Origin of the sequence: Neorhizobium sp. T6_25 (genome assembly GCF_002968555.1) — a bacterium.
GTDB lineage: Bacteria > Pseudomonadota > Alphaproteobacteria > Rhizobiales > Rhizobiaceae > Neorhizobium.
The window spans coordinates 22,632-48,077 of the sequence record NZ_PVBL01000028.1; the positions used below are offsets into that span (position 1 = coordinate 22,632).

General features: G+C 61.5%; 22 protein-coding genes and 1 pseudogene. 16 read left to right on the forward strand and 7 right to left on the reverse strand.

Going from position 1 to position 25,446, the window contains the following annotated elements; genetic code table 11:
- Positions 1 to 573 precede the first annotated feature (573 nt).
- Together C5L10_RS27445 and C5L10_RS27450 are read left to right on the forward strand one after the other, a co-directional pair.
- Complete coding sequence (locus tag C5L10_RS27445; protein WP_105432245.1) at positions 574 to 897, forward strand: DUF736 family protein; 324 nt, start codon at positions 574 to 576, stop codon at positions 895 to 897.
- Between the two features lie 56 nt (positions 898 to 953).
- Complete coding sequence (locus C5L10_RS27450; RefSeq protein WP_105432246.1) at positions 954 to 1,283, forward strand: hypothetical protein; 330 nt, start codon at positions 954 to 956, stop codon at positions 1,281 to 1,283.
- Between the two features lie 69 nt (positions 1,284 to 1,352).
- On the opposite strand, the gene C5L10_RS27455 is transcribed toward C5L10_RS27450, so the two are convergent.
- The 3 genes from C5L10_RS27455 to C5L10_RS27470 all read right to left on the reverse strand — a co-directional run bounded on the left by C5L10_RS27455 (position 1,353) and on the right by C5L10_RS27470 (position 4,037).
- Positions 1,353 to 1,631, reverse strand: a complete 279-nt coding sequence (locus C5L10_RS27455) for an HU family DNA-binding protein (RefSeq protein WP_105432247.1) — start codon at positions 1,629 to 1,631, stop codon at positions 1,353 to 1,355.
- Positions 1,632 to 2,330: 699 nt separating this feature from the next.
- Positions 2,331 to 3,524: a DUF1173 domain-containing protein gene (locus C5L10_RS27465; protein ID WP_105432248.1), complete on the reverse strand. Its 1,194-nt coding sequence runs from the start codon at positions 3,522 to 3,524 to the stop codon at positions 2,331 to 2,333.
- A gap of 147 nt (positions 3,525 to 3,671) precedes the next feature.
- Positions 3,672 to 4,037, reverse strand: a complete 366-nt coding sequence (locus tag C5L10_RS27470; RefSeq protein WP_172717211.1) for an acyl-homoserine-lactone synthase — start codon at positions 4,035 to 4,037, stop codon at positions 3,672 to 3,674.
- Between the two features lie 243 nt (positions 4,038 to 4,280).
- Here C5L10_RS27470 and C5L10_RS27475 point away from each other — a divergent pair, with 243 nt between their 5' ends.
- From C5L10_RS27475 to C5L10_RS34540, 3 genes and pseudogenes are all read left to right on the forward strand, one after another.
- Positions 4,281 to 4,985: an autoinducer binding domain-containing protein gene (locus tag C5L10_RS27475; RefSeq protein ID WP_172717212.1), complete on the forward strand. Its 705-nt coding sequence runs from the start codon at positions 4,281 to 4,283 to the stop codon at positions 4,983 to 4,985.
- A gap of 93 nt (positions 4,986 to 5,078) precedes the next feature.
- Entirely contained in the window at positions 5,079 to 5,819 is a 741-nt protein-coding gene (locus C5L10_RS27480; RefSeq protein ID WP_105432251.1) for an autoinducer binding domain-containing protein, read from the forward strand.
- Positions 5,809 to 6,077 (forward strand): annotated as a pseudogene (locus tag C5L10_RS34540) (VapC toxin family PIN domain ribonuclease); the annotation flags it as partial. The gene C5L10_RS27480 and the pseudogene C5L10_RS34540, both read left to right, overlap by 11 nt.
- 153 nt (positions 6,078 to 6,230) lie before the next feature.
- Here the strand turns inward: C5L10_RS34540 and C5L10_RS27485 are convergent.
- Entirely contained in the window at positions 6,231 to 7,154 is a 924-nt protein-coding gene (locus tag C5L10_RS27485; RefSeq protein WP_105432252.1) for a helix-turn-helix domain-containing protein, read from the reverse strand.
- Between the two features lie 145 nt (positions 7,155 to 7,299).
- Here C5L10_RS27485 and C5L10_RS27490 point away from each other — a divergent pair, with 145 nt between their 5' ends.
- From C5L10_RS27490 to C5L10_RS27525, 8 genes are all read left to right on the forward strand, one after another.
- Positions 7,300 to 8,745: an aldehyde dehydrogenase family protein gene (locus C5L10_RS27490; RefSeq protein ID WP_105432253.1), complete on the forward strand. Its 1,446-nt coding sequence runs from the start codon at positions 7,300 to 7,302 to the stop codon at positions 8,743 to 8,745.
- Positions 8,746 to 8,789: 44 nt separating this feature from the next.
- A complete protein-coding gene (locus C5L10_RS27495) occupies positions 8,790 to 9,992 on the forward strand; it encodes an amino acid ABC transporter substrate-binding protein (protein ID WP_105432254.1) in 1,203 nt (400 codons plus the stop codon).
- A gap of 63 nt (positions 9,993 to 10,055) precedes the next feature.
- Positions 10,056 to 10,922, forward strand: coding sequence for a branched-chain amino acid ABC transporter permease (locus tag C5L10_RS27500; RefSeq protein WP_105432255.1), 867 nt, complete (start codon positions 10,056 to 10,058; stop codon positions 10,920 to 10,922).
- Positions 10,919 to 11,860, forward strand: coding sequence for a branched-chain amino acid ABC transporter permease (locus C5L10_RS27505; RefSeq protein ID WP_105432256.1), 942 nt, complete (start codon positions 10,919 to 10,921; stop codon positions 11,858 to 11,860). Before C5L10_RS27500 ends, C5L10_RS27505 begins: the two co-directional genes overlap by 4 nt.
- Positions 11,857 to 12,588, forward strand: a complete 732-nt coding sequence (locus C5L10_RS27510) for an ABC transporter ATP-binding protein (RefSeq protein WP_046606564.1) — start codon at positions 11,857 to 11,859, stop codon at positions 12,586 to 12,588. The genes C5L10_RS27505 and C5L10_RS27510 overlap by 4 nt, the downstream gene beginning before the upstream one ends.
- The gene (locus tag C5L10_RS35025; protein WP_105432257.1) at positions 12,581 to 13,924 is read left to right on the forward strand and encodes an ATP-binding cassette domain-containing protein; all 1,344 of its coding nucleotides are present in this window, start codon (positions 12,581 to 12,583) and stop codon (positions 13,922 to 13,924) included. The genes C5L10_RS27510 and C5L10_RS35025 overlap by 8 nt, the downstream gene beginning before the upstream one ends.
- Before the next feature lie 12 nt (positions 13,925 to 13,936).
- On the forward strand, positions 13,937 to 15,415 hold the full coding sequence (locus C5L10_RS27520; RefSeq protein ID WP_105432258.1) for an aldehyde dehydrogenase family protein: 1,479 nt from the start codon (positions 13,937 to 13,939) through the stop codon (positions 15,413 to 15,415).
- Between the two features lie 22 nt (positions 15,416 to 15,437).
- Entirely contained in the window at positions 15,438 to 16,994 is a 1,557-nt protein-coding gene (locus tag C5L10_RS27525; RefSeq protein ID WP_105432259.1) for a flotillin family protein, read from the forward strand.
- 350 nt (positions 16,995 to 17,344) lie between these two features.
- Here the strand turns inward: C5L10_RS27525 and C5L10_RS27535 are convergent, their stop codons facing one another.
- Complete coding sequence (locus C5L10_RS27535) at positions 17,345 to 19,216, reverse strand: methyl-accepting chemotaxis protein (protein WP_105432260.1); 1,872 nt, start codon at positions 19,214 to 19,216, stop codon at positions 17,345 to 17,347.
- Between the two features lie 255 nt (positions 19,217 to 19,471).
- The gene (locus tag C5L10_RS27540) at positions 19,472 to 19,954 is read right to left on the reverse strand and encodes an Lrp/AsnC family transcriptional regulator (RefSeq protein WP_105432261.1); all 483 of its coding nucleotides are present in this window, start codon (positions 19,952 to 19,954) and stop codon (positions 19,472 to 19,474) included.
- A 98-nt stretch (positions 19,955 to 20,052) separates the two neighbouring features.
- Here C5L10_RS27540 and C5L10_RS27545 point away from each other — a divergent pair, with 98 nt between their 5' ends.
- Together C5L10_RS27545 and C5L10_RS27550 are read left to right on the forward strand one after the other, a co-directional pair.
- The gene (locus tag C5L10_RS27545) at positions 20,053 to 21,552 is read left to right on the forward strand and encodes an aminotransferase class V-fold PLP-dependent enzyme (protein ID WP_105432262.1); all 1,500 of its coding nucleotides are present in this window, start codon (positions 20,053 to 20,055) and stop codon (positions 21,550 to 21,552) included.
- Complete coding sequence (locus C5L10_RS27550; RefSeq protein WP_105432263.1) at positions 21,545 to 22,423, forward strand: MBL fold metallo-hydrolase; 879 nt, start codon at positions 21,545 to 21,547, stop codon at positions 22,421 to 22,423. The genes C5L10_RS27545 and C5L10_RS27550 overlap by 8 nt, the downstream gene beginning before the upstream one ends.
- A 770-nt stretch (positions 22,424 to 23,193) precedes the next feature.
- Here C5L10_RS27550 and C5L10_RS33885 read toward each other — a convergent pair.
- Positions 23,194 to 23,520 (reverse strand): hypothetical protein, encoded by a 327-nt coding sequence (locus C5L10_RS33885; protein ID WP_172717213.1) that lies wholly within the window; start codon positions 23,518 to 23,520, stop codon positions 23,194 to 23,196.
- Positions 23,521 to 24,252: 732 nt separating this feature from the next.
- Between C5L10_RS33885 and repA the strand changes: the two genes are divergently transcribed.
- On the forward strand, positions 24,253 to 25,446 hold the full coding sequence (gene repA / locus C5L10_RS27565) for a plasmid partitioning protein RepA (RefSeq protein ID WP_105432265.1): 1,194 nt from the start codon (positions 24,253 to 24,255) through the stop codon (positions 25,444 to 25,446).

A 25,446-nucleotide genomic window follows, 5' to 3' on the forward strand; every position in this document is an offset into this window, starting at 1 on the left:
GTCCCCCATCGCCCTCCCGAACCCGTCTCCGCCATGGCGCATCTCTGGCGCTATCTGGTTGACGCGGCCACGATCGCGTAATTGGCCGGCGCATCGCGGGCGGTTCTCGATCGATCTCGATGCCGCATCGCTGCACCGCAAGGCGACATCCCTTGAAAACAGGTCCGTCACGCGCTCCTGCTCCGCAGAACTGCAGTTGGGTCAGGAGAGGCCGAGGGTTCGAGCGTCCGCTTCAAGGCCGTCTTTGACGATGAGGATGGATGAGGACGGTGCTGATCTATCGCGCCGCGTCCGCTTGGTTGACGGCCAGCGTCCGCTGACCCGAACACCACCGACGCATGTCACGAGCGCGGCAGTCCGCGTCGCAGCAAACGGCCGCCACGGTGAGGTCTCCTGTCGAAGTCGCAATCAAAGACCATTCCCGTTCTTTATGCCGCCTTTCTAAGGGACCGGCCGCAATCAGCGTCAACCCGCAAGGGGTTGCCCTTCGCTACGCTGCGGTGACGCCTGCGGCGCGGCCCCTTTTTCGGGCGCCATCGGGAATGGTCCCGATGCAACGAAGGAGACAATCCCATGGCTACCACGATCGCAACCCTCACCGCCAAGACAGACGGCACACTCGAAGGCATCTTCGCCACCATCCGGGTCAACGCCCCGATCGCCATCGTCCCGAACACCAACAAGGCGAGCGAGGAAGCACCCGACTACCGCATCATCCACCGCAAGACCGGTTTCGAAATCGGCGCCGCGTGGAACCGCATCTCCCGCCAGACCGGCGAGGAATACATCTCCACGAAACTGGAAGCGCCCGAGATCGGCGTGATCTTCGGCAATGTCGCCCCAGCACCCGGTGGCGAGCCCGGCAAGAAAGTCATCCTCTGGAACAGCCCGGCCTGAAGCCAACCGCCGGCCCTGCCAAGGGCCGGCGTCCCCGTCAAACAAAGGAGGCCGTGATGAGCCGCTATACGATCACTGTTACCCGAACCGCGTGTCGCCATTCCGACCCAGACGCTACTATCGGCTATGACCGCCCTCTGCAGACGTTCTTCCTTCAGGCTTTCGCCAGTTCCGACGGCCAGGATCTCGAACTTTGGCTTGGTACGGAATATCAGGAATTCGAGACGCTTGCAGCCTTGCGCGCTGCAGCTGTCAATCAAGGCTTTGACTTCCTGCCGCTTGCATCTGGTACGCTTCACAGGGTGCTGGACGATCATCGCGGTGAAGCAGTCCGGCCGGTCAGCGAAACGACCGTTGAGGATTTGCTCAACAATGGTGCTCCCTGATGAGCGGCGTATTCCCAAAAATAACAGCCCGGTCACGAACCGGGCTATTTTTATGCTCTCCTTACAAGCTTACTTGTTCAGCGCGTCCTTCAGAGCCTTGGCCGGCGTGAAGGCTAGCTTTTTAGCAGCTGCCACCTTGATCGTCGCGCCGGTTGCCGGATTGCGAGCTTCGCGTTCCGGCGTGTTTTTGATTTTGAACTTGCCGAACCCCGGGAGGCTCGTTTCGTTGCCGGCGATAGCTGCCTCGGTGATCGACGCGATCACCGCTTCGACAATCGCCTTGCTCTGTGCTTTGGTCAGGCTGTGTTCGCCAGCGATCTTGTCTGCGATTTCATTTGTGGTCGTCATTTTTCTCTCCGCATCGAAGTTGATCCGAAATCCCTGACAGGCGGAAGTCGGCCTGTCATTGATGCGATGCCGAAGAAGCGTTCGACAACCCCGGATTTCCACAGTTTCCAACGGGTCGATAGCCCTGCTGACGGTTCCTGCGGTCGAAATCCAGGAAATGCATCGCAGCCTCACGCTCCGTTGTAAACTTTAGCCGCCACGCGATCCGATCCGGCTCCAGCGGCGTACCACGGCCATCTCTCCGAACAGGGTCGGCTGCATGGACAGGGCTAATACCGCGCCATGTTTTTCGTCGCGTCGATGCGCTGACACTAGAGCCGGAAGGTGTAAGTCGCCGGGTCAAACCATGACAAAGAGACGCCAGCGCGTCCAACGACTGTTATGAATCGGTGGAGGCGGTTCGATGCACGACCTTGATGAATGTGGCGGTCATTGACGAGACGCGATAGACGTCGTCTCCATCAACGGGTGGTCGGCAATGGACGACGCACTCGCGATCGGCAATCGCGCAGGTTTCGACCGACGGGCAACCGAGGCCGCCAAGCAGATCGTCGGAGAACGGGGTTCGAGCTGGCGAAAGGGACGGCACCGAGGTGAAGTTCGTGACGCGGGAAACGCCCTCGCGCGGGCATCACCCATGCGCTCCTAGAGATTTATAACGGGCTGTTCGACGGTGCCGAGGACGAATGGGATGACCACCTAGGCCGGCAGCGGTGGCATATCACCCTCGGTGACCTGCCAGACCCACGATGCCAGATCGGGCCGCGCCTCGATCATCTCGCCCAAGGCGGCCTGGAAGTCATCGCCGGCATCCGGGGGGACGATATAGAGCGCGCAGGGCAGAGGCCCGGCGTCCTGCAGGATCGCATTGGCGAACGGGTGAATGCGCGGGAGATCGAACCTCAACCCCTTTACCGACTTGGAGCGCAGGCGGCCGAGGCGATTGACCAGCAGCTGTTCATAGGCGCTCTCGATCGGCAGCCAGTGTTCGGTAACCGCCATCAGGGCAATCTCGTGGATGGTGGCAATACCGGCTGGCGTGCCCCCGATCGTCATGATCGCCATCAGGTGCGATGTCCCGGTGCTCTGCCACAGCATCAGCTCCGTTTCGAACCGCCGTTGCAGGGATCGCCATGCGGGCTGTTCGAGATAGAGCCGAAAGCCCGGCATATGCTTGATCACGACCTGACGGCCGCTGCGCGCCTCCGCGAATTCCTTGATATCCCCAACCAGCACCATCAGTTTTTTCGAACCGGCCGCCTGGAAGAGGCCCGTAAGTTTTTGGGCCCGGCGCTGCTCGATCGCCGCCTTGTCACCGGCGCGGAACGGTTCGGGAATGAGCAGCCGGTCGGCCAGTGCCTGCCCACGAACCTCCATCCGCTGAGCGGCTTCACAAAGATGGTGATAGACCTGCCACCAGTGCCGCTTGCCTGCCCAATGCGACGTCCATTCCGTCAGCCCGCTCTCATGCCAGAGGAAATGCAGCAGCCCGCGCAGGGACAATTTCTTGGTCTCGTTCCTCACGCTGCCGGTTGATCCGGCGCTGCCGTTTGATCTTGAGACCACGCCGCGCTTCGACAGCGAGAAGTCCAGCTTCAGCGATGCGGTACCGGAAGTCGGATCGAACCTGATCGCACCGCCCATCAGAGGCCCGAGACCGGAGAGCTCATAGGGCGGTTCGTAGGAAGGGCAGGCCGGATCGTGTTTGCCGCCCGAGAGCGGCATGCGTTTGATCACCAGCTGGTCGCCAATATCGGTCACATACATCGGGACCGGCGGGTCGCAGCAGAGGCAAAGCGGGCGAACCTTGCCGCGATAGGCACGGATCAGCAGATCCTGAAAGCCTTCATCACCCTCTTCTAGGATTGTGCCATCGAGCAGGAAGCGCCTCATGCGAACAGCTCCGGCCGAGCGTCAGGCGACGGCGAATATGGGTGCCACACGCCAGGAAAACCTGTCTGTTCAGATCGGCCGATTGTGCCGGACGGGCAAAGCCAGCTCAAGGCCGCACGGCCCCTCCAAATTTCTCTCCACTGCGTTTCACTCCGCTGCGACAAATTCTGATCTGCTGGGCGAAAAGGTATCGACGCAAAATCGGGAGCTCTCCACCATTCGGCTATGGGGGGCGAGCTTTCCCTCAGGCAAAAGGGCTGGAAACTTCCTTTCCAGCATTGTCGGCCCCATTGCTGGAAGGAGGCGGGCTGTTCCCAGTACGTCATCTCGCGCTCCGACGGCGAGCAGGTAATGGGGGTCCAGTTCATCGAACTCGTCACGCTCCTCGCCGGCCACTACGGTGACATCCCAGTTCAAACGGCCTTGGAACACGCGTGCGCGGAGCGCGAACATCTTTTGAAGCAGGGTTTGCTCGGCATGGTGGTTTGACGGCTGCAGGGCAATGATCTTCATGACGACCTCGCGGGTTTGAAAACTGCATTCGAGCCTTGATTGGGTAGCTTGATAAGCTCTCATTTTTGAGGGGATTCCGGCTTCCGAAAGCGGCGGATGGCGAAGTTCGTGATGCAAACATGATCATGTGTCATCAAATGCGCGTGACAACCCTCAATTTGCCCGGTCGTGACCCGCGCCAGGAGGTGTAGTTTTGGCGCGAAGTATCCAGTCAAACCCGAGATGAGCACTTCGAGGTGGCCGATGAGCGATAAATTGGATGGACTGATAGAGGAAGTGTCCCTTGCCAGCGATCGGCGTGACGTGTCACGCGTGCTGCGTCGAGTGACGGCGCGATGGGGATTTGAATATTTCTGCTATCTGCGCCTAAGAGGCGCAAAAACCTATGCCTTTTCGAATTATCCGCTAATCTGGCAAAGGCGCTATTTCGATCGTTCCTATTCCCGGATAGATCCGGTGATCAAAATCTCGATGTCAAAAATGCAAGTGTTTTCCTGGTCCAGCGCGGCGCCTCAAGCCAGACCATCGCGTCAGGTCCTGAGGTTTTTCGAAGAAGCAGCAGAACTCGGTATCAGGTCGGGAATTTCCATTCCGATTTCGGTGGGGTTCGGGTCGAGCGCCATCTTGACATTCGCTTCTGGGCAAACGAGCTTTGCTGTTGGAGATTTCGACGATCCTATCAAGGCAGCGACGGCCGCGACGCTCGTGCATGCCTATCTCACTTTGCTTGACGCAGTACCCACAGCGACGGCCACTCCACGGCTTACACCACGGCAAGCCTTATGTTTGAAGTGGTCTGCAGAAGGAAAGACGATGGAGGAGATCGCAATGCTGCTCAGTCTCGCCAAGAGCTCTGTTCGTTTCCATCTTGACGAAGCACGAGCGCGGTTGGACGCCATGACCCTGCAGCAGGCGACCGCCATCGCGACAACCTTGAATTTGGTCTGATCCGAAATAGTCGCGGAAGTCTGCCACCCAATGCGGCCTTAGGAGGGTCGTTGCTGTACCGTATCAGGCCTTCAAAAACAGAAGAGGACGGCTATGAGCGGATTGTTGGAGGCGCTGAGTGATGCGCTGGAAACCACCGAGACAGGCGCGAGTTTTGAAGCCTCCCTCGCTGCGCTGACACGAGACTATGGGTATGAATATTACGCATATCTGGGGCTCGGCGCCAAGATCTGCGCGAGGTCGAATTATCCTGCCGCCTGGCAATCGGACTATATGATAAGATCCTATTTTTCCATCGACCCCGTGGTGACAAAAGCGCGGGAGATACTGCGTCCGTTCCACTGGTCAGCCGCAAACTACCGCGATGACCAAAATCGGCTGATCGATGACTTCTTCACCCGTGCAGCCAAGTTCAATATCCGGTCCGGTTTATCCTTCCCGATCTCGATCGGTCTTGGAGGAATTGCAATCCTCACGGTAGCCTCTCGCCACGATGCTGTGACAAGTGGTCTTGAAATTGACCCCGTTTTAGCGGCCGCGACCGTCGGACATATCCATGCTCAACTGCGAAATCGTCGCGGCGCAAACGGAAGCATGCTTGTCCAGCTGAAGCCTGAAGAAGCCGTCTGTTTGACATGGTATGCTCAGGGAAAATCGTTTCGAGACATCGCGACCATCGAAGGGATGAAGTATTCCAACGTATGTTTTCACATGTCCAATGCGCGGAAGAAGCTCAACGCCAGTACGAGTGCACAGGCCGCTGTCCATGCGACGCGGTTGAAGCTTATTCCGGGACCCAACCCGAAGGCATACCGTCCGGTCATGGATAGCTAAACAGTCGGGCGAAGATCTATTTACCGCATGCCCAACTGTGGCTGAAATCCGTCGAGGCATCCTGGAGAAGCGTGCGGGCAGAAACGAACAGCTCTCGAGACTTGGTTCACCGGTGACTAGGGGCCGCAAGCTCTCTTTGCCGATCGTATTCTTCCGTCCGACGAAAAGGCGACTCTCATGTCGGCGCTCTTGATGGCGGAGGGAAAAGCAAAAGATCGGTCGCGCCGTGGTCTCGAGACCATCATCGCAGCCATAGCGTAGGCGAACGACCGCGTCGTGGTGACGGACAATGAGAAAGACTTACGATAGCGAGATAATCAACCCATTCGCATCAGGCCTGGGACTGGTGCCAACGGCTACCTCGCTCTTGTCCACCCTCTTCACGCGTTCCCGACCTCATGTTCGGGATTATCACGGCCAAGCGTGAAGGGCGTTCTGGCTTGACGCGTCGACCTGGCTGAAGCGGCTCAGATCGAGGCGGTAGCGCGCAGGCGATTGGCCCTGCAGCGACTTGAAAAACCGGCTGAACTGAGCGGCTCCGGCAAAGCCGAGGACACCGGCGACCTGCCCCAGCGACAGGGGCGAGCTCGCAAGATAAATCCGGGCCTCCATCAGCTGCCGTTCGCGGATGAGCCTCGCCGGCGGCCGGCCATAGGCGCGCAGGCAGATGTCGTTTAGCCGGTCGCGCGAAATGCCGAGTTCGCCGGCATAGCGGGCGACCGTCCAGTGCTTGCGGAAATGGCTTTCGACCAACGCGGTGAACTGGCTGGAAAGCGTCTTAGGGGCGCCGGGTTGCGCGCCCGCGCCATGACCGGACGGCAGGTTGCGATGAAGGTGGACGAGCAGAATGTGCAGCAGCGATTCCACCATGGCCGCCGACATCGGGCCGGGGCGAAGGGTTTCGGCCAGTATGCCGGTGAAGCAGGCGGCGACCGCATCGCTGGCACTGTTGTCGGCACTCAGCCGCATGAACGAGGACCGCTCCACCATGAAGCGCAGCTGGGATGCTTCCGCCCGACGCTGCAGGACCCGGTCGAGCGTCGAAGCACCTAGCAGCAGATGGGTCCCCTGCGCGCCGGCACCCAATTCCAGCCGCATGCAGTCCCGCCAGGGTATCCAGCCCATGACCGGACCCGTCAGGGGAAGAACCAGCTCATCCCCGTCGCGCAGAGCCGCCTCGCCCTTTTCGAGGATCAGCGCCCGGAAGTTTTCCGCGTCGCCAAGACCCGCCCGGCCGAGCACGCGCGACTGCAGCGCTGCCCGGAACCGCTCGGCGCGAACAGGTGCTTCCGGCCGCGGGGCGGGGGCGGATGGAAGCCGTTTACGGTCGGGCATCTAAAACCCCACAACGAGGAAATACATTCCCACAGAACGTCATTTACTCCGCGGCGATGTCAATCAAAATAGGGCCCGCAACCCTGAAAAAAATAAAACAAGACGGGCGGCGGGAGGATCAACGAACGGCCGTTTGGGAGGACGTATGTTCGTAGCGAGGGGTATCGTCGGTGGAGCGTCCGTTTCCGCGCTGGATGAGCGCAGTTACGAACGCCGCGACATGGCAACGGGAACGGTTTTGACGCAGGCCGCGGCCTTCGGTGCAACGGAAGCGGAAGCCGCCGCCGATGCTGCTGCCGGAGCCTTTCCGGCATGGTCCGGCCTTCGACCGCAGGAGCGCTCGGCGCTGCTCCTGCGCGGGGCGGACCTGCTGATGGACCGCATCGACAGCTTGTGCGCGATCGCTCATCTCGAGGTCGGCGCAACTCCCGAATGGATCCACTTCAATGTCGAGGTTGCCCAGGCGACCCTGCGTCAGGCTGCGAGCCTCGTCGATGCCATCCGCGACGATGAGGTGGAAGGCGGGCCGCCGGGCGTTCGCTACCGCCTGTTCCGCCGGCCGGCTGGCGTGGTCCTGGGGCTTGCGCCATGGAATGCGGCGGTGGCCCTGGCCGTCCGGGCGGTTGCAGCGCCGATGGCGCTTGGCAACACGGTGGTTCTGAAGGGTTCGGAGCTTTGCCCCAAGGTGCACGAGACCGTGGCACAGATCCTGATCGATGCGGGCCTGCCGGACGGTGTGCTGAACTATGTGAGTAGCGCACCCGAGGATGCCCATGACGTGGTCGAGGCGCTGATTGCCCATCCGGCCGTGCGGCGCGTGAATTTCACCGGCTCGACCCGGGTCGGCAGGCAGATCGCCGAGATGGCGGCGCGGCATCTCAAGCGTTGCCTGCTGGAACTCTCCGGCAAGGCATCATCGGTCGTGCTCGCCGATGCGGATCTGGATGGAGCAGCCAGGGCGGTCGCCCACGGCGCTTTCTTCAACCAGGGCCAGGTCTGTATGTCGACAGACCGGATCATCGTCGAGGAGAGCCTGGCCGACAGCTTCATTGCCCGGCTGAAAGTGGAGGCCGACCGGCTGTGCGGCGATCCGGCAACCGGCCAGCCGCTCTACGGTCACGTCATCAGTCCGGAGGCGGCGGCGCGCCTCCACGGCCTGGTTGACGATGCCCTGGCCAAGGGTGCGGTGCTGGTCACGGGCGGGAAGAATGCCGGCACGCTGATACAGCCGACCATACTCGACCATGTCGCCTACGGCATGCGGATCTATGAGGAAGAGACCTTCGGCCCGGTGGTCGGGGTGGTTCGGGTGGCGGATGCCGACGAGGCCGTGACCGTTGCCAACGATACGGAATACGGCCTGACGGCCGCCGTCTTCGGGGTTGACCTGCCGCGCGCACGGCAAATCGCGCGACGGATAGAAGTCGGGGCGGTGCATATCAACGGGACGACGGTCTGCGACGATCCGACGATGCCCTACGGGGGCGTGAAGGCAAGCGGTTACGGCCGCTTTGGTGGGAGGGCGGTGATCGAGGAGTTCACCGAAATCCAGTGGATGACCGAACGGGACCTGCCCGACCAAGTCGGATGAGCCCGCCACACGGACTTAGCATGCAACAACGGGAGGAGAAGAGAATGAAACGCAGGACATTTACCCGGCTGGCCGCCTTGGCGCTTGCAGCCAGCGTTGCCGGAGCTCCGGCCATGGCGCAGGAGGTTCTGAAGGTCGGCGCGGTTGCGCCCAAAACCGGGCCTCTGGCCGGCGGGGCGGCGGTCAGCTACTGGCCGAACGTCAAGCTTTGGATCAGCGACGTGAACGGTCGCGGCGGCCTGAAGGTCGGCGGCAAGACCTACAAGCTTGAAGCCATAGAATACGACGACCAGACCAATCCGGGCGAAACCATCAAGGCCGTGCAGCGTCTTGTCGACCAGGACAAGGCAAAGATCGTGCTTCCGCCCTATTCGACCGGCCTCAACCTCGCCGCCGCACCGATCTACGCACGCTACGGCCTGCCGATGATCACCTCGACGGCGACCACCGACAAGGCCGATGCCCTATCCGCTCAGTTCCCCAACGTCTTCATCACGCTTGGCGGCGCCAAGCCGGTGGTGCAGGGTGTGGTGGACACCATGGTCAAGCTGCGCGATCGGGGCGATATCGGCAAGAAGCTCGCCATGGTCAACGTCGCGGACGCCTTCGGCATCGAACTGATGAACGAGGCCAAGCCCGCCTTCAAGAAAGCCGGCTTCGAGCTGGTTTACGAGACGTCCTATCCGCTCGGCACCCAGGACCTGTCGCCGGTCATGAAGGCCGCCAAGGCCGCCGCGCCGGATGCCTTCATTGCCTGGTCCTATCCGCCAGACACCTTCGCGCTGACCGAACAGGCAATTGTCGAAGATCTCAAGGTCGGTGCATTCTTCACCGCCGTCGCCACCGCATTCCCGGCCTATGCGGGCCGGTTCCGCACAGCGGTCGACGGTGTGCTGGGAATCGGCGGTGTCAATGCCGACGGAGAGGCCTTCAAGGCCTATGCCAAACGCCACGAAGAGATCACGGGCGCCAAGCCGGACTATTGGGCAAGCGCCATGGTCTATTCGTCTTTCCAGGTCCTGGAAAAGTCGATCGAGGCTGTCGGTTCCTTCGATAATGCCGCCATCATCAAGCACATCAAGGCAAACAGCTTCGACACCGTGATCGGCCCGATCAAGTTCGACGGACACAACAACAACCCCTCGTTCTGGACGGTAGGCCAGTGGCAGGGCGGCGTGTTCAAGGGCGTGGCCTCGACCGGTCGCGACGGCGCTGTCGACGTGCGGAAAAAGGCTGCCTGGAAGTAAAAGCAACAGGCATTCCCGGGATCCGCAACCGGATCCCGGGCATCTTTCAAGCCGGGGAATGGCATGGACATACTCATAACAGGGCTACTGCTGGGCGGAACCTATGCGCTGATCGCCATGGGCCTGAACCTGCAATACGGCATGGCCCGGATCATGAACCTCGCCAACGGCGAAATGCTGGTGGCTGGGGGGTTCGTGGCCTTCTGGTTCTGGACCGGAAGCCAGATCAGCCCGCTGCTGACCGTGTTCGTCGTGGCGCCGGTCGCCTTTCTGCTGAACTGGCTGATCTATCTGATTTTCCTGCGCCCGCTGGTAAAGCGCGCCAAATCGCGCGGCCAGCTGGAGGTGGATTCTATCCTCACGACCTTCGGTCTGTCCTTCGTGGCCGTCGGCCTGATGCTGGCCTTTTTCGGCGGCGATTATTTCAGCTATTCCTATCTTTCGGAGCCCGTCCATATCCTGGGCGATACCTACGGCGCCAATCGTGTCGCGGCGTTTCTGGCCGCTGTCGTCGTTTGCGGGCTGCTGTGGCTGTGGCTCAACCGCAGCCGGGCCGGCATGACGATCCGCGCCATCTCGGTTGCCCCGGAAAGCGCGCGGCTGGTCGGCATCGATGTCCGGCGCACGGCGGCACTGGCCTTTGCGCTCGGCGGTGCGGTCACGGCCACCGGCGGCGCACTGATCTCGACGTTCCTCACGCTCGATGCCTCGACGGGCGTGATTTTCACGCTGAAGGCGCTGGTGATCGTCATCATGGGCGGTGTGGGCGACGTGCGCGGCACGATCGTCGCGGCCCTGCTGCTGGGCCTGCTGGAAACCTTCGTCGCCCGCCTGATCGATCCCGGCCTGACATTGGCCGCCGCCTATTTGCTGTTCGTCGTGATCCTGTTGTTTCGCCCTCAGGGCCTGTTCGGGAGGCCGACCACATGAACGCTCTTTCCTCTCGCGACTGGGGCAATCTGGCGCTGTGCGCCATAGCGCTCGCCATTGCGGCCTGCCTCCCTTGGACGGCAGGCGCCTATGGCCTGAGCATCGGCGTCACCATTGCCATGTACACGGTACTGGCCACCAGTTGGGCGCTGTTTTCCGGGCCGACCCATTACATCTCGCTCGCAAGTGCCGCGTTTTTCGGCGTCGGCACCTATGTGACCGGCATCGGCATTCAGTATCTGCCCTATTGGACATTGCTGCCGATTGCCGGCGTCAGCGGTGCCGTCATGGCCGCCCTTGTCGGCCTGGCGACGTTGCGCCTGTCGGGGGTCTACTTTGTGATCTTCACCTTGGGGCTGGCCGAATTCGTGCGCCAGATCATCACCTGGAGCCAGAACATCTCCGGCACCAAGGGCATCTACGTGCTGACCTCGATCGGCGAGATGCACATCTACTGGCAGCTGCTGGGGCTCGCCGCGCTGGTTTGGCTGCTGGGCTGGCTGATCGGCCGTTCGCGGCTGGGCTTCGCGCTCAGGATCATCGGCGACGACGAGGCGGTTGCGCGCCATTCGGGCATCGACACGGCACGGGCCAAGATCCTGCTGTTCATGGTGCCGGGTGCTGTGGCCGCCATCACCGGCGCCATGCTCGCTCCGCGTTATGTCTATATCGAGCCGTCGCTCGCCTTCTCGCCGATGCTGTCCTTCCAGGTGGTGATCATGGCGCTCCTGGGGGGAACCGGCCGGCTGTGGGGACCGCTCGTCGGCGTCATCCCCTTCACCTTCATGTGGGAGGCGATCTCCGTGTCGTTCCCCAACCAGACCACCCTGCTTCTCGGTGTCTGCTTCCTCGTCATCGTCTACCTGCTGCCCAAGGGCTTCGTCGGGCTGATCGATCTGGCAGCCAGGAGAATGCGGTCGGCGGAGGGCTATGCATGACTGCGCTTCTATCCCTTCGCGGCGTTACCAAGCGCTTCGGCGGTCTAGTGGCCGTCAACCGCATGGATTTCGACGTGACCGAACATCAGGTGCTAGGCCTGATCGGGCCGAATGGCTCGGGAAAATCGACCACGCTGAATCTGATTTCGGGCGCCTTTCCCGTCACCTCGGGGGCGATCAGCCTGCGGGGACAACCCATCACCCATCTGGCCGCGCAGGATATCGCGCGGCGCGGGGTGGCTCGCACCTTCCAACTGGTGCGCCTGCTGCCCTCGATGACCGTGCTGCAAAACGTCAAGGCCGGCGCGGTCTTCGGCCATCGCCGCCATTGGGGCCATGAGGCGGATGCGGTCGCCGAGGCCATGCTGGAAAAGGTAGGTCTGGCCGGCCGCGGCCATATGATGGTGGGGCAACTGACATATATTGACACCAAGCGCGTCGAACTGGCCCGCGTGCTCGCCGGAGAGCCGGGCGTCGTGCTGCTGGACGAATGGCTTGCCGGGCTCAACCCGACCGAACTGGAGGAGGGAATACGCCTGATCCGCGGCCTGCGCGACGAAGGCCGGACGGTTATCCTCGTCGAGCACGTGATGGATGCGATCCGCTCGCTCTGCGACCGCTGCGTCGTCATGGCCGCCGGCACCAAGATCGCCGAGGGAACACCCGCCGAAGTCCTGTCCGACGCTGCCGTGATCCGCGCCTATCTGGGAGACGACGACGATGCTTGAGGTGAAGGGACTGTCTGTCTCCTACGGCCAGCACCGTGCGCTGGAAGGCGCATCGCTCAAGGTCGGCCGGGGCGAAATCGTGGTCATCCTGGGCGCCAATGGCGCCGGAAAATCCACCCTTCTCAAGGCCGTCTCCGGCATCTGCGAGGGACGCGCGACCGGCACGATCACCATGCAGGGCCGCGATATATTGGGGCTTGCCGCCAACAAGATCGTCGACGAAGGCATCGCTCTCGTGCCGGAAGGCCGAGGTGTCTTCGCCGACCTGTCGGTTGCCGAAAACCTGCGGCTCGGAGCCCATGCACCCCGCGCCCGCGACGAAGAGGCCGGCAACCTGGAGCGCGTGCTGCGGCTCTTTCCCAAGCTGCAGGAGCGCAGCAAGCAGATCGTGCGAACCATGTCCGGCGGCGAGCAGCAGATGGTGGCGATCGGCCGCGCGATGATGTCGAACCCCGCTCTGCTGACACTGGACGAGCCTTCGCTCGGTCTTTCCCCCCTGCTTTGCAAGGAGCTGTTCCAGGCCTTGAAGGTGGTGCGCGACACCGGCATTGGCATCCTGCTTGTGGAGCAGAATGCCAAGCAGAGCCTGGCCATCGCGGACCGGGGTTATCTGCTGGAGAATGGCCATATCATCCATGAGGGCCGGGCGCAGGACCTGCGCAACGATCCGGCGGTGCAGGCCGCCTATCTGGGCGGAGGCAAGGCGTCGGCATCAGGTCAACGGCCGGGCGCGCGTACGGCGACGCCAACTGCGCTTGGGTCCACACCCACCCACTCCACAACTCCCACGTATATCCCGCCACGGACATCGGGTGCATCACCGGCCGATATCGCCGCTTCCGTATTGGCCGCCCTGCCAACGGCGGCGCGGCGGGATGCGGCCGCGCCTCACCCCGCCTCCGCTACGCTCGGCGACCCTCTCCCCGCCAACCGGGCGAGGGGGAACGGAAACGCCGCGGCTTCTCCCTTCTCCCCGCCTGCGGGGAGAAGGTCCCGGCAGGGGGATGAGGGGCGGCCCACACCAGCCGGGTCTGCTTCCATCCCTCGTCCGGTCGCATCCCCTGCCCCCGCCATGCGCGGCGCGGCGGATGCCCTACTCGGAGGCTTGTCGCTCGGCGACATCATCGCCGAGGCCAGCCGCGCCAGCCGGGCCGAACACCGCACCGCCATGCCGTCCGCGCCGCCACGTGGCCATTCCGCCGTCCCGCCATCCTATCCGGCTTCGCCCTCCCTTGAGATGGGCAACAGCCAGGATCGACTGAAATCCGTCCTGAAAGAGATCGAGGAAGCCGCTGCCCGCGCTCGGGCATGGCGCCACGATCCCAACCGCAACTGAGGAGATTGCATTATGCTTGATGTCGTCACGTCCGCCACGCCCTCCGTCAGGGGCATGTTCATCGGCGGCCAATGGGTGCCCGCCGCCCGCACCTTCGAGGACCTCAACCCCTCCGACAACTCCGTCTATGCGCGTATCCCGGACGGCTCCGCTGCCGACATGCGCCGGGCGATCGATACGGCCCAGGCGGCATTCGGCGACTGGGCGGGCCGTGCCTTTCACGAACGCGCGCACCTGCTCCTGAAGATCGCCGACGTCTGGGATCATCGCAAGGCGGACTTCTGTGCCGCGGCCATGGCCGAAGGCGGCGGCTGGAAGGGCAAAGGCATGTTCGAGGCAGGCTACGTGGCGGAAGTGTTCCGTTCTGCGGCCGCGCTCTGCTACCAGTCGATCGGCGACGTGCTGCCATCCGAACACCACAAGTTCATGATGGCCACCCGCTTTCCGCTCGGGGTGGTCGGCGTCATCAGCCCCTGGAACATGCCGGGCATCCTGACCTCGCGCGGCTTTGCCGCAGCCCTTGCCGTCGGCAATACGATCGTGCTGAAACCCTCGGAGGATACACCCTATTCGGGCGGCCTCTACTTTGCCGAAATCCTCGAGGAAGCCGGCGTACCGGCCGGCGTCTTCAATGTCGTCACCTGCTCGCGCGAGAGCGTCGGCGCCGTGGGCGACGAGATGATCGGCAACTCGAAGGTCAAGGCGATCAGCTTCACCGGCTCCACCGCCGTCGGCCGCCAGATCGCCGCCAAATGCGGCGCCTATCTCAAGAAGGTCTGCGTCGAGCTGGGGGGCAAGGATTCGATGATCCTGCTGGAGGATGCCGACCTGGACGCCGCCGCGCGGGCCGCCAATTTCGGCAGCTTCATGCACCAGGGCCAGGTCTGCATGTCCACGGAAAAGCTGCTGGTGCACGAGAAGATCTTCGAACCGTTCATGGAACGCTTCCTGGCGCGCGCCCGCAAGCTCAAGACTGGCCATACCAACGATCCCTCCAATGTCATCGGCCCGCTGGTCAACACCCGCCAGGCGCTTCGCGTCAAGGCATTGATCGACGACGCGGTGGCCAAAGGCGCCAGGGTGGAGCTCGGCGGCCGTGCCTGGGAGAATTTCGTCGAGCCGACCGTGCTCACGAATGTCAACAGCTCCATGAACATATGGCACGACGAGACCTTCGGGCCTGTGGTCGTGGTCTGCCCGTTCCGCGACGATGGCGAGGCGGCAGCGCTCAACAACGATACGGAATACGGGCTGACCGCCGCGGTGTGGTCGAAGGACGAGGCGCGGGCGCTGCGGCTGGCCGAGCGGCTGGAAACCGGCATCTGCCACATCAACTGCCAGAATATCAACGACGAGCCGCATGTGCCCTTCGGCGGCACCAAGGCCAGCGGCGTCGGACGATATGGCGGGCGCTGGTCGCTTGACGCCTTCACCGAGCTGCGCTGGATCACCCTGGATCGCGGCGGCCGCCATTTCCCGCCGCAGTTCTGACCGGCATCGAAAGGACTTTTCCATGAGCGCTCTGGGCTGGATCATCATCCTACTCATTCTAGCGGCCATCCTGATCGTGCTGGCCGCCCTGTTCTACCAGCGGGCCAGCAATGAGGTGAGCCTCGTGCGCACCGGCATCGGCGGCCGCAAGGTGGTAATCGACGGCGGCACGCTGGCGATCCCCTATTTTCATGAGGTCGGACGCGTCAATATGCAGACCATCCGCATGGACGTGACGCGCACCGGCGATAGCGCCCTGATCACCAAGGACCGCATGCGCATCGATGTCGGCGCCGAGTTCTACACCTCGGTTGTCCCGGAAAAAGCCGCGGTGGTGCGGGCCTCGCAGACGCTGGGCCGGCGCACCTTCCAGGCCGATCAACTCAAATCCCTCGTCGACGGCATGATGGTGGATGCATTGCGCGCCATCGCCGCCCAGATGACCATGGACGAACTGCATGAAAACCGCGGGGAATTTGTGCGACAGGTGCATGAAGCCCTCTCGGGCACTCTTTCCAAATACGGCCTGCAACTAGACAGCGTCTCGCTGACGTCGTTCGACCAGACGCCGTTCTCGGCTCTGGACGAAAACAACGCCTTCAACGCCGTGGGCATGCGCAAGCTCGCCGAGGTCATTGCCAAGTCAAAGAAGGAGCGGGCGGAGATCGAGGGCGAGAGCCAGGTCAGCGTGCGCCGCGCGGAGGTGGATTCCAACCGACGCAAGCTGGAAATCGAGCTGGAACAGCGTCGCGCCGAAATTCAGCAGACCCAGGAGATCGAACTGCTGCTGGCACAGCAACTGACGGAAGTCGCCCGCCGCAAGGCGGAGGCCGAGACCGCGGCGGCCGAAGCCCGCATCGGCATGGAACGCGCCATCCAGTCGGCCTCTATCGCCCGCGAGCAGATCATCCGCGAGGCCGAGATCAATCAGGCGCGTGCGCTTGAAATCGCCGAGCAGGATCGTTCCATCCTGATTTCGGCAAAGAGCCAGGAGGAAAGCCAGGCCAAGGCGGAGGCGGCGGACGCGCGCGCGGCCGTGATCACCGCGGAGGAAAACCTTGAGACGGTGCGCCAGGTGGCGGAGGCCGAGCGCCGCAAGCGGCTTGCGCTGCTGGCGGCCGAACAGGATGCGGAAGCGCAGGCGACGCGCGTGCGCATCACCTCCGAAAGCGACCAGATCGCCGCCAAGACCCGCGGTCTGATCCGCCGGGACGAGGCTGACACGCTGCGCATCCAGAAGAAGGCTGAGGCCGACGGCGAGGCTGCCCGGATTGAGGCGGAAAACACCCGCTCGCCGGAACTGGCGGCCATGGAGATGGAAAAGGCGCGGCTAGCCGCGCTGCCCGCCATCATCGGCGAGATGGTCAAGCCGGCCGAGAAGATCAAGGGCATCTCGATCAACCACATCACCGGTCTAGGCCGCTCAGGTGAGGCCGGCGAACGCATGGCCTCCCCCGTCGACCAGACCGTAAGCTCGATCCTCGACATGGCCGTGACCCTGCCCACCATGAAAAAGCTCGGCGATGCGCTTGGCCTGAATCTGGAAAGCCTCGTTCCCGAGGAGCGGGGCAAGAGTTGAGAAAGGCGTTCTCAGCCAATCGAGCATGCGTGTAGGGAACGACGTCGATCGAGACCACGGGGATATCCGATGGCGCCGTAGCCGACGACCTCACGGTTTTTCCTTCACGGTCGCCGAGAACGATGATCCGTGTGGATATCGTCTTGGCAATATCCCGGTCGTGAGGTGACCAACACGATGGCGAGCCCCGTCTCTGCGGCGTTCTCCTGCAGGAAGGAGATGACCTCTTTTTGGCTGACCGGGTCGAGGCGAGAAGTGGCGTTGCGAAGCCCGTCGCGTGGTACGACCTCCGCCTCAGGAAGCCAGTTGTAGGGCAAAGGCGAAGTTGGCGCCCGTACAAGGGCCGCGCTTCATCTTTGACTCGCGCGGCGGGGAGCGATTTCCACTAGCCGGCCGGTTTGCAGGGGCCGCCCGATCCGCTGTCTATTGGATGTATTGTCGCTCTCCAATTGGAACTGATTGACAAGATGCCGCAGGCGGCTCGCCTCCGACGATAACGAAGCGACAGCGGCTGTCGACTGCTCGACCATCGCCGCGTTCTGCTGCGTCGCCTGGTCCATTTGATTGACGGCCGTATTGATTTCGGCGAGTCCGGTCGATTGCTCGCGCGCCGAAGTGGCAATCGCATCCATGACCTGATTGATCTGCACAACGTACTCACCTATCGACTTGAGCGACGTCCCGGTTTCGAGAACCAGTTTCACGCCATTTTCCACTTCGGCCGATGATTTCTGGATGAGCCCTTTGATTTCCTTGGCCGCTTGAGCAGCCCGCTGGGCAAGCTCGCGGACTTCCTGTGCGACGACTGCGAAACCTTTGCCCGCCTCACCCGCACGGGCGGCTTCAACACCAGCGTTGAGCGCCAAAAGGTTCGTCTGGAAGGCGATTTCATCGATCACGCCGATGATGTTCGAAATCTGCTGCGAGCTGTCTTCGATGCGCCGCATGGCTTTCTCGGCTTCCGATACCACCGCCGCTGACCGTTTGGCGCTGGCATTGGCTTCTAGGGCCACATTGCGTGCCTCGTCGGTGCGTTTCGTCGACATCGCGACATTGGACGTAATCTCATCCAAGGCAGCGGCCGTCTCCTCGAGAGAGGCCGCCTGTTGTTCTGTGCGCTTGGAAAGGTCCTGAGCACCGGATGCAATCTCACCGGTCCCACTGTCTATGCTCTGTACGGTTTGGAGTACCGCACCGATTGTAGTGCCCAGTTGGCGGAGCGAAGCATTGAAATCCTCGCGCAGGGCCTCGTATTCGGCCCCAAATTGCTCAGAAAGCTGAAATGAGATGTCGCCCGCCGCAAGCCGCTGCAGACCTCCGCCCAATGTCGTGGTCGCGAAGCGCAATTGTTCGGCCTCCCGTTCTGCGCGCTGCTGAGCGGCAACACGCGCCGTCTCCATCTCGATGCGGGATTCAGCCGCTTCATTCTCGAGCCTGACGACGTTGAGGGCATTGTGACGGAAAACTTCCACTGCACCGGCCATTTCACCAACTTCGTCGGCGCGCCCGGCGTAAGGAATATTGCTATCAAGGTCTCCGTCCGACAGTTGCTTCATCGCGGAGGTGATCCTTCGGATCGGATTCGCGACGCCTGATATCGCAAACACGATGCCGGCGAGAACTATGAGCACCGCAAGCACGGCGATCGCCGCCGTCTGCAGGAAAGCGGACTTTGCGGAGGCACCGCTTGCCGCCACAAAGCCTTCAGCCTGGTTGAGGATGAACGCAACCAGATCGGTTACCCCCTTGTCCACCAGTTCGGCTTGCGACTCCATATCCTTCTTGAATAAATGAACCGCTTCCGATGTCTTTCCGCTGTTATGAAGTGCAACCATCTGCTCAGCCGAGGCGCGATATTTGCTGAACTCCGGCTTGATCCGATTGATCAGTTCCCTCCCGCGCTCAGTCCGGACGCCTTTTTCGTAGTCGCCAACAACCTTTTCGACTGCAGCGACAGCGGCGTCGATCTTTCGCTTCCCGATACTCCGCTCCTCTGCCGTATCGTCGAGGATGTAGCTGGCATAGACAAGCTTGAGATCGAGGAAATCACCTTTTATCTCACGAGCCGTCAACAGCCGTTGTATCCAGAAGGTCCCGATCTGCTCCGCATTGGCGCTAAGCGTCGAGATCGTACTGAGGGAGATATAGGATAAACCAATCATGAACACACTGATAATCGACAGCTTCAGGACAAGGGCTTGCTTGATGCTTGGGCGGTTCATGCTGCGGCTCTCCAATCAAAGGCGCTTAGGGACGACCGGCTCGATCGTCAGGGCAAAATGTCGCACCATATCGATAATTTCTAATTAACTAAAATACATTGCCCGTCTCGCCCCCCTTTCGTCGCGGAAGACCGCGCCGCTGCATCCAATCCCCAACCGGTATTTGGTGAAACCGCGAATATGGCCTCATTCGCGTCAACGCAGGAGAGGCTTGAGCTGACCGATAAGGGGATGGGCCACACAGGCCTCGTGCGTTCACCTCAGGCGGCTTAGGTCCACGGCCCGATTGCGAATGATGGCTTCCATGGCGAAAAATCCGGTCACGGTCGCCAGGTCGAAATTGGTGATGAGCTTTTGATAGAAGGCGTCGTAGCCTGAAATTCCGCGGGTGACGACCTTGATCAGGTAATCCCAGTCTCCGCCTATCCGATAGAAATCGATGACTTCCGGCAGCCGGTCGACATGCTTGCGGAAATCCTCGGACCATTCCTTGGAATGGTGACGGGTCCGGATCATCACGATGACCGTCAGGTCAAAGCCCAACATCTCGAGATCGACCTCGGCGCGTGAACCGCCGACCACGCCGCTTGACTGGAGCCGCTGGAGCCGGCGCCAGCAGGCATTTTGCGAAAGCCCCACCTGTTCGGCCAGATCCCGTTGCGAGAGTGCGGCGTTGCGCTGAAGGCAGGTCAGGATTTTCAGATCAATATGATCAAAATTTACGGATTTATCGATCATGTGACCCGCATTTCCGCCTGTTGCCTGAAAAATAGGTGAAGTTTTCAGACGGTGGTCGAGATTATAGTCGCTGTCAATTGCTGTCTGGAGAACCGACGATGCGTGAACAGGCCGATCTCAATCCATCAAAGGAGCTCGTCACCGTCCTTGGCAAGTTCAGAAGCAGCCTCGAGATCGCCGATCCGATCAGCGCGTTGAAAGACGGATTGATCGGTTCGAGGGCGAAGGTCGACGGGCCGTTCGGCTTGAAGGATCTCGTTTATGCCGACTACGTCGCCTCGGGACGGGCGCTCAGGCAGGTCGAGCAGTTTGTTCTCGATGAGGTTCTCCCCTATTACGCCAACAGCCATACGGAAGCCTCCTATTGCGGGGGGATGATGACCCGCCTGCGACGTGAGGCACGGTCGGTCATCAAAGAATGCTGCGGAGCAGATAGCCGCCATGCCGCCATTTTTGCGGGATCCGGCGCGACTGCTGGCCTCAATCGACTCGTCCACCTGCTGGGCATCACCGATGCGATCGCTGCCGGTCTGCGGGTTTGCGTGATCGTCGGACCCTACGAGCATCACTCGAACATCCTGCCCTGGCGCGAGAGCGGCGCAGAGATCGTCGAAATTCCAGAAGGCAGCGGCGGCGGTCCGGATCTTGTCCTTCTGGACGAGGCCCTTCAGAGCACTGGTGCCGACATGACAATCTGCTCGTTTTCAGCCGCATCGAACATAACCGGCATCTCCACCGACGTCGCCGCCGTCACCAGGCTCTCAAAACAGGCGGGCGCCAAGATCGTCTGGGACTATGCCGGCGCCGGACCCTACATGCCGATCTCGATGACGCCGGTGCAGGGCGCCGAGATCGATGCGATCGTGGTATCGCCGCACAAGTTCCTCGGTGGCCCGGGGGCTTCCGGCGTGCTGATCGTGCGGCATGACGCCGTCGTCACCAACAAACCGTCCTGGCCGGGCGGCGGCACCGTCAAATTCGTGTCGCCCACCTGCCACGATTACAGCGACAGCCTGGAAGCCCGTGAAGAATCCGGAACGCCCAATGTCGTCGGTGACATTCGTGCGGCACTTGTCTTCCTCGTCAAGCACGCGATCGGCTTGGAGGAAATCCGCCGGCGGAACGACGACTTCACGCAAAGGGCACTCGCCGCCTGGCAGGACGTGCCGCAGATCGAGCTTCTGGGCTCCGCCGCGATGGCGCGCCTGCCGATATTCTCGTTTCGCATCGGGGACGGCAAGGGCGGCTACGTTCATCAACAATTGGTCACCCGCATGCTCAGCGACCGGTTCGGCATTCAGGCCCGCGGGGGCTGCGCCTGCGCAGGCCCGTATGTGCACCGGCTGCTGTCGATCGATCCCGAGACGTCGGAGCGGATCAGGCAGGCAATCCTGAGCGGCAACGAGATCGAGAAGCCGGGCTTTACGCGGCTCAATCTGAGCGTTCTGCTTTCGGACGAGACCGTCCAATTCATTCTTCAATCTGTCGCGCAACTGGCGCGGGATGCGACCTCCTATACCGAAATTTATACATTCGATCCCGCTCGGGCGATCTTTTCTCCGCGTACACCGGATCTTCGGGAGGCCAGTTATGCATAGACCTGACGTCGCTGCATTCTTCGATCCGCGTACCTGTTCGATCCAGTACGTGGTGAGCGACCCGCAAACCAGGGCCTGCGCCATCATCGATCCGGTTCTCGACTTCGATGAGAAGTCCGGTTCGACGGCGACCCATAACGCCGATGCCCTGCTGTACCATGTCCGCCGGCACGACCTGCGCCTGGAGTGGATCCTCGACACTCATCCGCATGCCGACCACTTCTCGGCGGCTGCCTATCTGAAGAGCGTGACCGGCGCGCCGATGGCGATCGGTGCTCACGTGATCGATGTTCAGAAAATCTGGGCGCAGATCTACAATTGGCCAGACCTGCCTGTCGACGGCAGCCAGTGGGACCGCTTGTTCTCCGATGGAGAAACCTTCTCCATCGGCAACCTCGATGTGGGCGTCATGTATTCGCCCGGCCATACGCTTGCGTCGATCACCTATGTCGCCGGAGACGCCGTATTCGTGCATGACACGCTGTTCATGCCGGACGGCGGCACGGCCCGCACGGATTTTCCGGGCGGCAGCGCAAGTGCTCTGTGGTCAAGCATCCAGGCCATCCTGGCCCTGCCCGGACATACGCGGGTTTTCGTCGGACACGACTATCAGCCCGGCGGCCGGCAGCCGCAGTGGGAAAGCACGGTAGAGCACCAGAGAACGCAGAACATCCATCTTAAGCAGTCTCCCGGCGAGGGCGAGTTCGTCGCCCTTCGCGAAAGGCGGGATCGCACCCTGCCGATGCCGAAACTGATCCTGCACGCGCTGCAGGTCAACATCAATGGCGGCCAGCTTCCGGAACCGGAAGCCAACGGCATGCGATACCTGAAGCTGCCCATCGGCGCGTTTCAAGGCTGCGCCTGGACCTGAGCGCTGGACGACCCGTCTTACTTCTCAGCCATGCGTGCAGTTTCCGGCATCCATCGCCGTAAAAACCGCACAGTGTGTCGATCATAAATTTCAGGTGTTGAGAGGCCCACAGCCTCAACGGAGCCCCGTCGCAAGCCGTCGATGCATTGGTCTCTGCCCGCAGCTATTTAAAATGACCCAGGAGATCCTCGGCGTTCATCAACGGGGCATTCGCTAGCCGGTAGGTCAGTTCTTTCCCCCGGATGCCTGTCATATAGGGTGGAGCAATGGACGTTCGTGACTTGTTTGCGCGCTGGTACGAAGCGCAATGCGATGGAAAATGGGAATACGATTTTTGGCCCTTCCATCAATACTATTGACAACCCGGCTGATCGTTGGCGATCGATCTCGCTGGCACCGACTGCGATGGCAAGACGCTCGATCGGAGCACGCACAATTAAGAGCATAAAGACGGCTCGTGGACGTGTTGGACGGAGGCAACGTGCTTCGTGGCGCTGGCGGCCCCCTTCACCTTCGGTCGCGTCTTGAGGCATTCCGAGACTGGGTAACAGCCCGCCGCTAACCTGCAGCCGGACCCGTTCGGTCGCCTCAAGTTCCATTTCATGCTCTGTCCTAAATGATCTAACCGACTTTGAGTGGCGCGTGATCCAACCGCTTCGACCGAACCAGTCCAGAGGCGTTTCTCACGTGGACACTGCTGCTTGTTGAACCGCATCGTGTGGTTCTGCGACCCGCTACCATGGCCCGATTTGCTGCCTGCCATGGGCCATTCACCACCTGCTGCAATCGTTTTTACGATGGCGAAGGGCGGGCGTGTGAAACGGGATGATGGATGCCGTCACCGCCGCCGATGACGGCGACATCCAGATGATCGACACCACCTCCGTTCGCGCCCACAAGCAGGCCGCGACGACAATAGTGGGATCGAGAGGGCGGTCCCTGTCGCGCCCCAGCCGACTGACGATCAAAATACACGCGGTCATCTGCGCGCTGAGAGGCCCCGCGGTGCAGATTTCCTCCACAACAGCGGCGACATTCTCTCGGAGGAAGAACCGCCTTTCGCGGCTTTCAATCATGCGGTTCACCATGCCGAGCATGGATGTGCCCCGTGCCCGGCGGAGGATGCGGTCTGCACACACACACGGCTGCGAGGGCCGCTCCGGCTTTGGCTGACGGCCAAAACCGTGCCTCCAGATTTCAAGTTCCTCGCTCGTTCCCGCTGCTGGATATCCCGCTCTCAATCTCCTCCTCAATATGAACGGAGCGAACCTTCGGACCTGCTTGGCTTGATCCCGAGAGGGCCTTTCCGGCCCCATTCTTCACCCGGTCCGCCCTCTCCAACCGTCGAATGAGCGGGGCAAAGTCCGCGACGCCTTCGACCGAATGGCAACCGCTCGGTGTCAAAGCCGGCCCCATTCACACGGGCATATCACAGGAACAGGTTGTCTCGGCGTTCGCCGCGTTCACGATCGAGCTTGATCAAGCCACTTATCCGCGCGTTGTGAGTTGAGCTGCACCGTCTGTACGTTGCGAGTTTTCGCAGGCATCGCAGTTGTCCGCGGACTACCGATGAAATCGGATTTTAGGGATACGCTTCCGCATGGAGGATGCCAGCAGTAGTCCGCGGACTACTGCTGGCACGCCAATCCGGCCGCCCCATCACTGTTGCAGGGCGACCAAAGATGTATCAAGGGCTGCAATTGTCCGAAAGCCAGGCAAATTCCAGGTTGGTTAAGCGTTTGTCAATCGGTAGCGAATCGGCGCATAATATAACTGCGCAGTTAAAGCGCTTTCTGTGGAAATTGCGCAGTTAACCGGGAAAACATCAAATGCAGCTGAGTCCCGTTATTCAGGACGATCAAGAGCATCTTCCTTCCCTTCTGGCAACAGACGCGCTGGAGCTGTCCTATCAACTCCAGCAGCACCAGGCCAAAATCTTCCCGCCTCTTTCCCAAAAGACGATGCGGCTCTTTTCGCCTGCCGAGGCTGCGGCTTTCATTGGCATCGGCGAGGGTTATCTCAGGCAGGTCGCAGCCGAGGGGCACGGCCCGGACCCGCTTGCCAATGGCCGGCGCCTTTATGGTGCGGAAGATATGGATCGGATCCGCCGGGTTCTCGACGAACGCAACGGGACGCCGAAATACGTCCCGGCCCGCAAGGGCGCCGACAAGCTTCAGATCGTGTCGGTGATGAACTTCAAGGGCGGCTCGGGCAAGACGACCACTGCCGCGCATCTGGCGCAATATCTGGCCTTGAGAGGCTACCGCGTCCTGGCGGTCGATCTCGACCCACAGGCTTCCCTTTCGGCCCTGTTCGGCCATCAGCCGGAACTCGACGTCGGCGAGGCAGAGACGCTCTACGGCGCGATCCGGTATGAAGATCCACGGCCGATCGCCGATATCGTGCGCGCGACCTACACCCCCCATCTCCACCTGATCCCTGGCAATCTTGAGCTCATGGAGTTCGAGCACGAGACCCCGAAGGCAATGGCATCCGGAACTGCGGAAACGATGTTCTTCGCCCGGATCGGCCAGGCGCTTACCGAGATCGAAAGCCTCTATGATGTCGTGGTCGTCGATTGCCCGCCGCAGCTCGGGTTCCTGACGATGTCGGCGCTCTGCGCGGCCACGTCGGTGTTAATCACCGTACATCCGCAAATGCTCGACGTTATGTCGATGTCCCAGTTCCTGACCATGACGAGCGAGCTTATGTCCGTGGTCGAAAGGGCGGGGGGGCGGACGAGTTACGACTGGATGCGGTACCTCGTCACCAGATTTGAACCCAATGACGGCCCGCAAAGCCAGATGACAGGCTTCATGCGCGCCATCTTTGGCAACCGCATGCTTCAGAATGCAATGCTGAAATCGACAGCCATCGCCGATGCTGGGGTGACGAAGCAAACGCTCTACGAAGTGGAAAGGTCGCTGTTTGTCCGTGGCACCTACGATCGGGCATGGGAGTCGCTCAATCTGGTGAATGCAGAGATCGAGGCCCATATCCGATCCACGTGGAGAAGGAAGTAA

Bases quoted from the DNA above. Each gene is read 5' to 3' on its own strand.
- C5L10_RS27450 (WP_105432246.1), top strand. From the start codon at position 954: ATGAGCCGCTATACGATCACTGTTACCCGAACCGCGTGTCGCCATTCC.
- C5L10_RS27445 (WP_105432245.1), top strand. From the start codon at position 574: ATGGCTACCACGATCGCAACCCTCACCGCCAAGACAGACGGCACACTC.
- C5L10_RS27475 (WP_172717212.1), top strand. From the start codon at position 4,281: ATGAGCGATAAATTGGATGGACTGATAGAGGAAGTGTCCCTTGCCAGC.
- C5L10_RS27470 (WP_172717211.1), bottom strand. From the start codon at position 4,037: ATGAAGATCATTGCCCTGCAGCCGTCAAACCACCATGCCGAGCAAACC.
- repA (WP_105432265.1), top strand. From the start codon at position 24,253: ATGCAGCTGAGTCCCGTTATTCAGGACGATCAAGAGCATCTTCCTTCC.
- C5L10_RS27540 (WP_105432261.1), bottom strand. From the start codon at position 19,954: ATGATCGATAAATCCGTAAATTTTGATCATATTGATCTGAAAATCCTG.
- C5L10_RS27525 (WP_105432259.1), top strand. From the start codon at position 15,438: ATGAGCGCTCTGGGCTGGATCATCATCCTACTCATTCTAGCGGCCATC.
- C5L10_RS27535 (WP_105432260.1), bottom strand. From the start codon at position 19,216: ATGAACCGCCCAAGCATCAAGCAAGCCCTTGTCCTGAAGCTGTCGATT.
- C5L10_RS27545 (WP_105432262.1), top strand. From the start codon at position 20,053: ATGCGTGAACAGGCCGATCTCAATCCATCAAAGGAGCTCGTCACCGTC.
- C5L10_RS27485 (WP_105432252.1), bottom strand. From the start codon at position 7,154: ATGCCCGACCGTAAACGGCTTCCATCCGCCCCCGCCCCGCGGCCGGAA.
- C5L10_RS35025 (WP_105432257.1), top strand. From the start codon at position 12,581: ATGCTTGAGGTGAAGGGACTGTCTGTCTCCTACGGCCAGCACCGTGCG.
- C5L10_RS27510 (WP_046606564.1), top strand. From the start codon at position 11,857: ATGACTGCGCTTCTATCCCTTCGCGGCGTTACCAAGCGCTTCGGCGGT.
- C5L10_RS27505 (WP_105432256.1), top strand. From the start codon at position 10,919: ATGAACGCTCTTTCCTCTCGCGACTGGGGCAATCTGGCGCTGTGCGCC.
- C5L10_RS27490 (WP_105432253.1), top strand. From the start codon at position 7,300: ATGTTCGTAGCGAGGGGTATCGTCGGTGGAGCGTCCGTTTCCGCGCTG.
- C5L10_RS33885 (WP_172717213.1), bottom strand. From the start codon at position 23,520: ATGCTCGGCATGGTGAACCGCATGATTGAAAGCCGCGAAAGGCGGTTC.
- C5L10_RS27465 (WP_105432248.1), bottom strand. From the start codon at position 3,524: ATGAGGCGCTTCCTGCTCGATGGCACAATCCTAGAAGAGGGTGATGAA.
- C5L10_RS27495 (WP_105432254.1), top strand. From the start codon at position 8,790: ATGAAACGCAGGACATTTACCCGGCTGGCCGCCTTGGCGCTTGCAGCC.
- C5L10_RS27480 (WP_105432251.1), top strand. From the start codon at position 5,079: ATGAGCGGATTGTTGGAGGCGCTGAGTGATGCGCTGGAAACCACCGAG.
- C5L10_RS27500 (WP_105432255.1), top strand. From the start codon at position 10,056: ATGGACATACTCATAACAGGGCTACTGCTGGGCGGAACCTATGCGCTG.
- C5L10_RS27550 (WP_105432263.1), top strand. From the start codon at position 21,545: ATGCATAGACCTGACGTCGCTGCATTCTTCGATCCGCGTACCTGTTCG.
- C5L10_RS27520 (WP_105432258.1), top strand. From the start codon at position 13,937: ATGCTTGATGTCGTCACGTCCGCCACGCCCTCCGTCAGGGGCATGTTC.
- C5L10_RS27455 (WP_105432247.1), bottom strand. From the start codon at position 1,631: ATGACGACCACAAATGAAATCGCAGACAAGATCGCTGGCGAACACAGC.